Annotated in this window: 11 protein-coding genes and 1 pseudogene; 6 read left to right on the forward strand and 6 right to left on the reverse strand. The window is 45.6% G+C overall.

Going from position 1 to position 8,017, the window contains the following annotated elements:
• Positions 1–3: 3 nt before the first annotated feature.
• The 3 genes from ABTW62_RS12975 to ABTW62_RS12985 are packed head-to-tail and all read right to left on the reverse strand — an operon-like array spanning position 4 to position 2,246.
• Positions 4–273 carry a DUF6953 family protein gene (locus ABTW62_RS12975; RefSeq protein WP_430904997.1) on the reverse strand — a complete coding sequence of 90 codons (270 nt, stop codon included), beginning with the start codon at positions 271–273 and terminating at the stop codon, positions 4–6.
• A gap of 4 nt (positions 274–277) precedes the next feature.
• The gene (locus tag ABTW62_RS12980; RefSeq protein ID WP_430904998.1) at positions 278–541 is read right to left on the reverse strand and encodes a YodC family protein; all 264 of its coding nucleotides are present in this window, start codon (positions 539–541) and stop codon (positions 278–280) included.
• Between the two features lie 7 nt (positions 542–548).
• Positions 549–2,246, reverse strand: coding sequence for an AIPR family protein (locus tag ABTW62_RS12985; RefSeq protein WP_430904999.1), 1,698 nt, complete (start codon positions 2,244–2,246; stop codon positions 549–551).
• Positions 2,247–2,470: 224 nt separating this feature from the next.
• Between ABTW62_RS12985 and ABTW62_RS12990 the strand changes: the two are divergent.
• A pseudogene (locus ABTW62_RS12990) lies at positions 2,471–2,797 on the forward strand (ISNCY family transposase); the annotation flags it as partial.
• A gap of 151 nt (positions 2,798–2,948) precedes the next feature.
• On the forward strand, positions 2,949–3,623 hold the full coding sequence (locus ABTW62_RS12995) for a transposase (RefSeq protein WP_430905000.1): 675 nt from the start codon (positions 2,949–2,951) through the stop codon (positions 3,621–3,623).
• Between the two features lie 271 nt (positions 3,624–3,894).
• Here ABTW62_RS12995 and ABTW62_RS13000 read toward each other — a convergent pair whose 3' ends face one another.
• Positions 3,895–4,251 carry a type II toxin-antitoxin system PemK/MazF family toxin gene (locus ABTW62_RS13000; RefSeq protein WP_430905001.1) on the reverse strand — a complete coding sequence of 119 codons (357 nt, stop codon included), beginning with the start codon at positions 4,249–4,251 and terminating at the stop codon, positions 3,895–3,897.
• Positions 4,226–4,456, reverse strand: coding sequence for an AbrB/MazE/SpoVT family DNA-binding domain-containing protein (locus ABTW62_RS13005; RefSeq protein ID WP_430905002.1), 231 nt, complete (start codon positions 4,454–4,456; stop codon positions 4,226–4,228). The genes ABTW62_RS13000 and ABTW62_RS13005 overlap by 26 nt, the downstream gene beginning before the upstream one ends.
• Positions 4,457–4,985: 529 nt before the next feature.
• Here ABTW62_RS13005 and ABTW62_RS13010 point away from each other — a divergent pair.
• Both ABTW62_RS13010 and ABTW62_RS13015 read left to right on the forward strand, forming a co-directional pair.
• On the forward strand, positions 4,986–5,312 hold the full coding sequence (locus ABTW62_RS13010) for a type II toxin-antitoxin system RelE/ParE family toxin (RefSeq protein WP_430905003.1): 327 nt from the start codon (positions 4,986–4,988) through the stop codon (positions 5,310–5,312).
• Positions 5,309–5,602, forward strand: a complete 294-nt coding sequence (locus ABTW62_RS13015) for a helix-turn-helix domain-containing protein (protein WP_430905004.1) — start codon at positions 5,309–5,311, stop codon at positions 5,600–5,602. Before ABTW62_RS13010 ends, ABTW62_RS13015 begins: the two co-directional genes overlap by 4 nt.
• Before the next feature lie 491 nt (positions 5,603–6,093).
• Here the strand turns inward: ABTW62_RS13015 and ABTW62_RS13020 are convergent, their stop codons facing one another.
• The gene (locus tag ABTW62_RS13020; protein ID WP_430905005.1) at positions 6,094–6,480 is read right to left on the reverse strand and encodes a hypothetical protein; all 387 of its coding nucleotides are present in this window, start codon (positions 6,478–6,480) and stop codon (positions 6,094–6,096) included.
• Positions 6,481–6,745: 265 nt separating this feature from the next.
• Between ABTW62_RS13020 and ABTW62_RS13025 the strand changes: the two genes are divergently transcribed.
• Positions 6,746–7,774: a M14 family zinc carboxypeptidase gene (locus tag ABTW62_RS13025; RefSeq protein WP_430905006.1), complete on the forward strand. Its 1,029-nt coding sequence runs from the start codon at positions 6,746–6,748 to the stop codon at positions 7,772–7,774.
• Positions 7,774–8,017: alpha/beta fold hydrolase (locus ABTW62_RS13030; RefSeq protein WP_430905007.1), on the forward strand; the 244-nt coding region annotated here is incomplete at its 3' end. The genes ABTW62_RS13025 and ABTW62_RS13030, both read left to right, overlap by 1 nt.

Below are 8,017 nucleotides of genomic sequence, written 5' to 3' on the forward strand. Positions count from 1 at the left end.
GGCTTAGTACTGCATTCGTCCTGGTTCGTCATAATCTTCTCTGAGCCGCCACATTTTCTCGCTTCTTGACCACACCACTGAGTCATCCGTCAACGTCCTAAATGCGTTGAGGACTTTTTTCTCAATAGCCAAGTTGCCGTTGTCATTGTAGTAAACGAAGTCATCACCAAACATTTCGAAAATGGTATAGGCGGCTTGTTCTTGGTAGAGATAGTTTCCGTTATTAATCTCATCAAGCATCCATTGAGCGACATCCTTAGCTGTTGTGGGCATGTTCTCATTTCCCTTTTTCTTCAAAAATCACAATGGCTTCCAGTGGAAATATGCCATCTTCTTTTTTGCTACCAGCAAACCATGTAGTTGATACATGTTTATCCTGAACTTTGGTTACAGTCATCTTTGGCCCGCCGGACTTAAGCTGGACGATGTCGCCTATATTAAATTGATTTGCCATATAAATTCTCCTTTGTTTTTGTGATCCTAACGCGTTGGCTTTGCGGCGCACCGGAGCGCCAGCGCAGGCGCGTCCGGCAACAGCCATTTGTTAGCTAAACTTTAGCCAACATTTCGTCTAGTACCGCTTGGCGCTTCAATCGATCATCTGTGAGATTCTCGAAAGACTGAATAATACCGATTGCTTCATTAAATGGGTCTAACACAGATGCGCCGTGCTTAGAAAAGCTTGAAATCAACTTTCCAGTATATGTTTCCATTTTTTTGGAATTGATCTTAAAGACTTCTTTTCCTGCCACGAGCGCCCTGACTAGAACAAGGATATGCCACTTATACTTCCGCATATTCTGAGGTATATCCGCACTTGCCACCAATAAATGCAACCTGTAAAGAGAGAGGCATGCCGCATAAAAAACAGATTCTTTTGTATCATCAGAGAAAATCTGATCCCCTAGCTGATCATACATTTGCTTCGGATAGCGATATGCAAGGTCTGGACGCTCAAAGAACATAGAAGCAACGGCTTTAGCCGCAACATTAACATTGAAAGTTCGTACTGCTGGTATATCTCGACCTACATACTGTCTGTCTCTACGCTCAAAATATAAGCGCCCATCCTGCCCTTCAAAAGTATTGAAATATTCTTCTACCCTTTTTACTACTGGACGAAGCGATAAAAACTGTGTTTCATCAACTTTTGACTGGCTGTTTGTAGCACGAACCAAGTCAGCGAAAACGTCTTCATTTGAGGTTTCGACAACCTTCAGGTTAACCATCACCGAATCGTTTAGGCTCTCTCTGCACTCAAACAACACATTTGATGTCTGGCAGCCATTTACTATCTGGAAATTCTCAAGATGCAAAACGCTACCTTGAACTCTTACGTCAGGGCTTACAATTGTAATTCCATTATTAAGGACAGGAAACCTTGTGGATTGATTTGCTTCGTCGAGAGTTTTTGCTATGGATTCATTGACTGGATTCTCGATGCCAAGAAACGCTCTGACATTTTCTTGAAATACATGAGCCCTAAGATTTCCATCATCATTTAGAAGAAGGTTATCAACGAGATCTTTTGCCTTAACAACTGCAAGGTAGGCTTCATCTATCCCATGGATCTTTGGAAGTGCGGCATTGCTGAACATCTCGATCTCTGAGGTAACAGTCTCATAAGTGCTTATCCAGAGATTAGTTATTTCATCCCTTCCAAGAAAATCTATGTCCACACTTCCAAAATAGCCTAGATCGGTTAGCTGTCTCAGAAAGTCCTTTTTTGCATCTTCTAATGCATTGGGATTTCTATAGATTCCAGTAGTGACGAATCTTGCAGTTATATTTGGTTTTCCGCCTCTGATTTTTGGAACATTACTCAATATCACATCAAATATTTCGCGAGCATTGTTTTGTACAGAATCGTTAGATTCATAATTGTCTGAAGTTGAGAATCGAAGAATCGCCTCTTTGAATTTAAGGAAGTCTCCTAGATCAAAACCTTCGCTCGTTTTTGCCTGAATGAAGACAACCTCTACGTCATGGTTCTTCCTTCCAGTGCTAAAACAAGCCTCAGCATCCTCTGATGAGATAACCAACTCTTCATCAATTATGATGGCCACGCCATCGATCCCATCATCAGCCTCGCTCGAGGTAACGTCGTCAAGCTCATAAGTATTAACTAACCTAGCAGCCAAGACTGAGTAATTTACAAACAGCTCGAATTGCTTTGACTCTGCCAGTTGCTCATACCCATGGCTCTTTACAAAGCTGTCAAGGTGAGTCTTGGTGATCCTATGCACAGTTTATTCCTTCTCGTAAGTAGTGTCTGCCCGAAAACTCATTGTCTGATTATAAAACAACTTGTTGCACCTGATTTTAGTAAAGAAGATTTGCGGAATTCTGGCCAAAACTGCCATAAATAGCCCGTTTTAGTAGATTTTTGGCCATAAAAACCTCAAACTTCGACTATAGTTTGAGAAAATACCTGCTTCAAGAAACCCACTTCATTCGAATCGAGTGCCTCATGCGCGTAGTTCAAAATGCCCAGATGAAATTAGGTGAAATCGACATATCGGAAATCAAATTTGATTTACGGTCCCGAGACGACATACCGAAGATACTGCGCGGGTTGCAGCACCTGTACATAAACGTACCGTTGCGCGAAGCAGTTTTTGCCCTGCTGGAAAGTGACATTGCACCCGAAGTGAACAAGCGCAATGGCCGCCCTGGCATGACGCTATGGAACATCCTGGTCTGTGGCGTATTACGCCTGGACCTGAATATCGACTACGACCGCCTTTACGAACTGGTCAATCAGCATCGAACGCTACGCCAAATGCTCGGGCATAGCCTACACAAGCACGGGGTCAAGTCTTTTGTTGCTATAGTCAATAATCTATCCTACGCAATGTTGAGACAATGAACGAAAGCGTGCTTTATGCCAAGATTGTGGTATTACGATGACAGTTTACCAAATGAACTAATTATGTCACTATTGGCGCATGTCTCGCTTACCCCGTATCGTTGTACCCGGTCATCCTCACCACGTTACCCAGCGTGGAAACCGGCGAAATCGAGTCTTCTTTGAGGACGAAGACTACATGCTCTATATCGACTTGCTCAGCGAGGCGGCCATTAAGGCCAAGACAGATATCTGGTGCTACTGCCTCATGCCCAACCATGTCCATCTTATCGCCGTGCCGTCAGACAAGGATGGCTTACGTGACACTTTTGCTGATGCTCATCGACGCTATACAGGCTATATCAATGCACGCATGAGAACGACTGGGCATTTATGGCAAGGGCGCTTTGGATCGGTTGTGATGGATGAAGGCCATCTGTTCAATGCAGTTCGCTACGTTTCTCTGAATCCGGTGCGCGCAAAACTTGTGCGGCAAGCGCAAGACTGGCAGTGGTCAAGTGTCGCTGCCCATCTTTCGGGAAGGGACGATAAACTGGTTAATGTTTCGCCTATTCTTGAACGCTATGGGGACTTCGCTGCTCTCCTTGAAGACTCTACTGACGATGAGGCAAGATTCAAACGCCTTCGGCAGTCAGAGACGACAGGGCGACCTTTGGGCAGCGACGAGTGGATGGATAGGTTGGAAAGATTGATCGGCAAGACACTAAAGCCTCAAAAACGCGGGCCAAAGAAGAAGGAACATGATGCTAAATAGTATATTTAGTAAACTGTTACCGTAATTTGAACTGGTTCTGGTCTGCGTCCCCGTATGCCGGTAGCGTGAATGGCGCGTGGCTCCTGAACTTCCACAGTGGCCATGACGACATCTACGGTAAGACCGACGGCGCCCACGTTCGGCTCGTGCGCGGCGGACAGTGATTTTTTGCGGTTTGTGTTGGGGTAGCGGGTTGGGGAGCGTGACAATAAGCTCCAACTTGTATGGCGGATTGTCAGCGCCCTGGCGGGGTATGCAGGATGGTTATGGTTTATGAATCGCTGAAAAGTGCGGTCAGATTTTTGTTGAAAACCAGTGCATCCTTTGCGGACAAGTGGCCTAAAGTGTCAATAATGAGACGATGATCCAGTGTAAAAAGCTTTAAACGAATGATGGATGCCGCTGGCAGGCCGGCGCTATCCAAATCATTAATAGGTGTGTCAAGCGGCCAGGGCGTGTGTTGAGCGGAGGTGATCATTGCCATGATGCTGTGGCCGATAAGCTGGTTAAACGATTGAGCTGATGAAATGATAACCGCAGGTCTGTTCTTGTGCGCCTGCCGGTCAGTAAATGGAAAAGGAATCTTTACAATATCAAAGCGGTTACAGATTGCGGTAAGCTTCGTCATCTTCAGCGCTGTTCCATTCAGATAGCGTGTCGTTTAATGCGCCAAGGTAGTCCACATCGACTGCTTCCACCCTGTAGACGATGATTTTTCCATTTTCCTGTACTTCCCAGGCGAGTGTGTCGCCAGATTTCAGATGCAGCGCTTTCCGGACTTCAGCGGGTACGGTAATTTGGCCTTTGTTTGTTAATTTAGCTATTTGGTGCATAGGATTAATCCCGGTAAGGATTCGTTACATTAAAACATATCCTGCTTTCCTGCAACACAGGTATTCTAAAATGGCTGAATCAGGTTGGGATGAATGCAATGAATCCCAAGTGCGCCTGCGAAGGCGCATAAACAGTACGGTGAAAGTCCGTGTCGGAATAAGCCATGACTCCGTAATCAAAAGCAACAATAAGGGTCAGGTCGATAAAAAAGCGTGAAACTTCAGCTCCAGTTATAAACTGTCAAGATAAAAGACATATGATTATGTCTGGAATCGAGAATTTTAATTCTTGTTTTCTTGATTCTCGGCCTGATTCCCTGCCTGTTTCCGTCAGACGCGCTCAGGCGGTGGCAATGGTGTTTGCATGGATGCCCGGTTGTTGACAGGAGATTAAAGGGGTCGGAGTAAATCGATTTACAATCATATCTGGCCCATTGATTACATTGATTAAGGAATTCTCACGGCCGATTAATATGTAGTCGCGATTAAAGAATCTTTTGAGTTTATAACATATATGTTATATTTGACTATGGCATGGACTGTTGAAACATTAGATAAAACCGTTGACGAAGAGCTTGAAGCCTTACCCACTGATATGAGGGCGAGATTTGTTTGGATCAGTCAACTGATTGAGATACATGGCTTACAAAATGTGCGCCAGCCTTACATAAAACATGTTGAAGATGTTTTATGGGAGATCCGTATGAAAGGGAAAGATGGAATTTCTCGTGCACTGTATGTAACAGTCAAGCCCAAGCGAGTAGTTGTGGTGCGTGTTTTTGTAAAGAAAACGCAAAAAATGTCTCGCAGAGATATCAAGCTAGCCCTAAAAAGAGCACAGGAGATTGAGCAATGACTAAAGTAAATGAACTCCACAGGAAATGGCTTAATGACCCTAGTTATAAAGCTGATTTTGAGGCAATAACTGAGGAATTTGAAATTGCTTCTGCAATTATTAAGGCCAGGAATTTGGCGGGATTGACACAATCTGAGTTGGCCAAAAGATTAAGAGCTAAACAATCTCTTGTTGCACGCCTTGAGAGTGGCGCAGACAACACAACGATAAAAACGCTGCAACGTATTGCGCAAGCCACTGGCACACACCTCAAGATCTCTTTTGAGCAATCTACACCTACACCTAAGTGAGGTTTTTTGATCAAAAGCTGAATCAAGGGGGGCGGAGTGGATGGATTTCCGATCGTGCCTGACCGTTTGCCGTAACAGCCCGTAGGTTGGGGTGAATGCAATGAATCCCAAGTGCGCCTGCGAAGGCGCATAAACAGCACGGTGAAAGTCCATGTCGGAACAAGCCATGACTCCGTAATCAAAAGCAACAATAAGGGTCACAACAACAACAATAAGGGTCAGATCTTGAGTTAACACATACACCCCGGTTTACTCAAACTTCAACCACCTCATACTCCCGCTATAAACTGTCAAGATAAAAGACTATGATCATGTCTGGAATCGAGAATTTTAATTCTTGTTTTCTTGATTCTCGGCCTGATTCCCTGCCTGTTTCCGTCAGACGCGCTCAGGCGGTGGCAATGGTGTTTGCATGCATGCCCGGTTATTGCCATGGCAAAAATGTTGTGGTGTAGTCGATCCGGGGATATGTGAACCTGCAGACTTCTGCGCTATAAATAGGGATAAAGCCAGATGAAGGTGATTGCAAAAACCGTTAACAAGCAAATCAACAGTTCATTACAGATAAATCTGTAGAGTTTGATGGTATAGGCCTGCGCAAGCGCTGTGCTGGTTTTTGCCGCCACTTCCATTTCAAGAAATCTTATACGGCGATGAATGGGCCAGTTTACAAACCAGCGCAGGCACTCGAGCAGTAACAACGCACATGTCAAGCCGATTTGTATGAACAGTTCTTCTGTTATCAGCACCTGTATTTGCTGAGATGAAAGCAACCACCCGAGTACCACCAAATGTATGCCGAGAGCAAGCCAGGCATTGCTAATGTACTGTTTTGTCAAAAATTTTAATGCATCCAGTTTGCCTATTTCCAAATCCATGATGACTCCTTGTCTTGCGGTTAGACAATGTTCGCTTTTTCATTATGGACGTGCCCGCCAGGAATTAAAATGGAATTTTTGTTTGAGGTCGTGTTTCTCAAGCTTGGAAATCTCGGTTGTACGGGCTGAAATTCGCAGTTTATAGGCCACAGGACGAGGTGCGCGCTTTCAGCATCAAAATGAGACGGGCAGGCGACGCATCATTGATAGCGCTTGCTGGCCCGAGTAAGATCGCCGTAAACAGAATTTAAATGATCGTATATAAATGCATGACAATCCGCTTCTGAAGCAGTCATTTCCCGAGCTCCAGCAAATTGAGGCCATCATCCAGGTGAGCGATAAAGCACATTTGCGCAGCAAAGTGCTCTGTCACGTTGCCAGTGGTGATGGCATGCTGCCAATTTACGCCCTTACGCTTGGAAACAGCGCGCAAGATTTGCCATGTATGACCTATGTTGCGGGTGTTCATGGTCTGGAGCGTATCGGTACGCAAGTGGTGATCGCTTTTCTGGAAGGCCTGCTGGAGCGTCTGAAGTGGGATCGGGTTTTGAATGATATGTTGCAACGGGTACACATCAATGTTTTGCCGCTGGTTAATCCGGTGGGCATGCTCAACTATACCCGCGCCAATGGCCGGGGCGTCGACTTGATGCGCAATGCGCCGGTAGACAGTCATGAAAAAACAATCTGGCTTGCAGGCGGACATCGCATTTCATCTTTTTTGCCATGGTACCGGGGAAAAGCTTCTGAAGCCATGCAACCCGAGTCGCAGGCATTGTGCGACTTTATTACGCGGGAAGTTTTACCCGCTCCGTTCAGTCTGGTTCTGGATTGCCATTCTGGTTTTGGTTACCGTAACCAGATATGGTTTCCTTATGCCAGAAGCCGGCTTGAGCCGATTAAACATCTAAAGGAAGTTTGTTGCTTGCGGGATCTCTTTATGCAGACTTATCCCCATCAGGATTATCTCTTCGAGCCGCAATCCCAACACTATTTGGTACATGGTGATCTATGGGATTTTCTTTATCTGCAATCATTGGCGGGCAACAACATTTTTTTGCCATTGACCCTTGAAATGGGTTCGTGGCGATGGATACGCAAGTATCCACTGCAATTGCGCCAATTGCTGGGTTTGTATCACCCAATTAAGCCGCACCGGCTTAATCGAGTGCTGAGAAGTCATTTGATCCTCATGGAGTTCTTGTTGCACGCAACTTTGTCGTATGAAAGTTGGCTCAATAAAAGTGACGCGCTGCAACTGGAGCAACGAGCGCTGGCGCTTTGGTACGCATAATGAATGGCGCACATTTCGTTTTGATCCGTGGTCTGTTGCGCGAGGCCACACACTGGGGATGTTTTACCGGGAAGCTGCAGCAGCAGTTTCCCTCTGCGACGATCATGACGCCGGATATTCCCGGCAATGGCCGCATGTATCAAGTCACGAGCCCCAGCACAATCGCTGCTATGACCGAAGCGTTACGCGAGCAAGTGCCCATCAGCCGTCCGCTCAGATTGATTGCACTTTCGATGGGCGGGA

The sequence above is a fragment of the Nitrosomonas sp. ANs5 genome (genome assembly GCF_050584665.1).
Classification (GTDB): Bacteria; Pseudomonadota; Gammaproteobacteria; order Burkholderiales; family Nitrosomonadaceae; genus Nitrosomonas.

Coding starts and splice junctions, on each gene's coding strand:
- ABTW62_RS12975 (WP_430904997.1), bottom strand. CDS start 273: ATGCCCACAACAGCTAAGGATGTCGCTCAATGGATGCTTGATGAGATT.
- ABTW62_RS12980 (WP_430904998.1), bottom strand. CDS start 541: ATGGCTGTTGCCGGACGCGCCTGCGCTGGCGCTCCGGTGCGCCGCAAA.
- ABTW62_RS12995 (WP_430905000.1), top strand. CDS start 2,949: ATGTCTCGCTTACCCCGTATCGTTGTACCCGGTCATCCTCACCACGTT.
- ABTW62_RS13000 (WP_430905001.1), bottom strand. CDS start 4,251: ATGACGAAGCTTACCGCAATCTGTAACCGCTTTGATATTGTAAAGATT.
- ABTW62_RS13005 (WP_430905002.1), bottom strand. CDS start 4,456: ATGCACCAAATAGCTAAATTAACAAACAAAGGCCAAATTACCGTACCC.
- ABTW62_RS13010 (WP_430905003.1), top strand. CDS start 4,986: ATGGCATGGACTGTTGAAACATTAGATAAAACCGTTGACGAAGAGCTT.
- ABTW62_RS13015 (WP_430905004.1), top strand. CDS start 5,309: ATGACTAAAGTAAATGAACTCCACAGGAAATGGCTTAATGACCCTAGT.
- ABTW62_RS13020 (WP_430905005.1), bottom strand. CDS start 6,480: ATGGATTTGGAAATAGGCAAACTGGATGCATTAAAATTTTTGACAAAA.
- ABTW62_RS13025 (WP_430905006.1), top strand. CDS start 6,746: ATGCATGACAATCCGCTTCTGAAGCAGTCATTTCCCGAGCTCCAGCAA.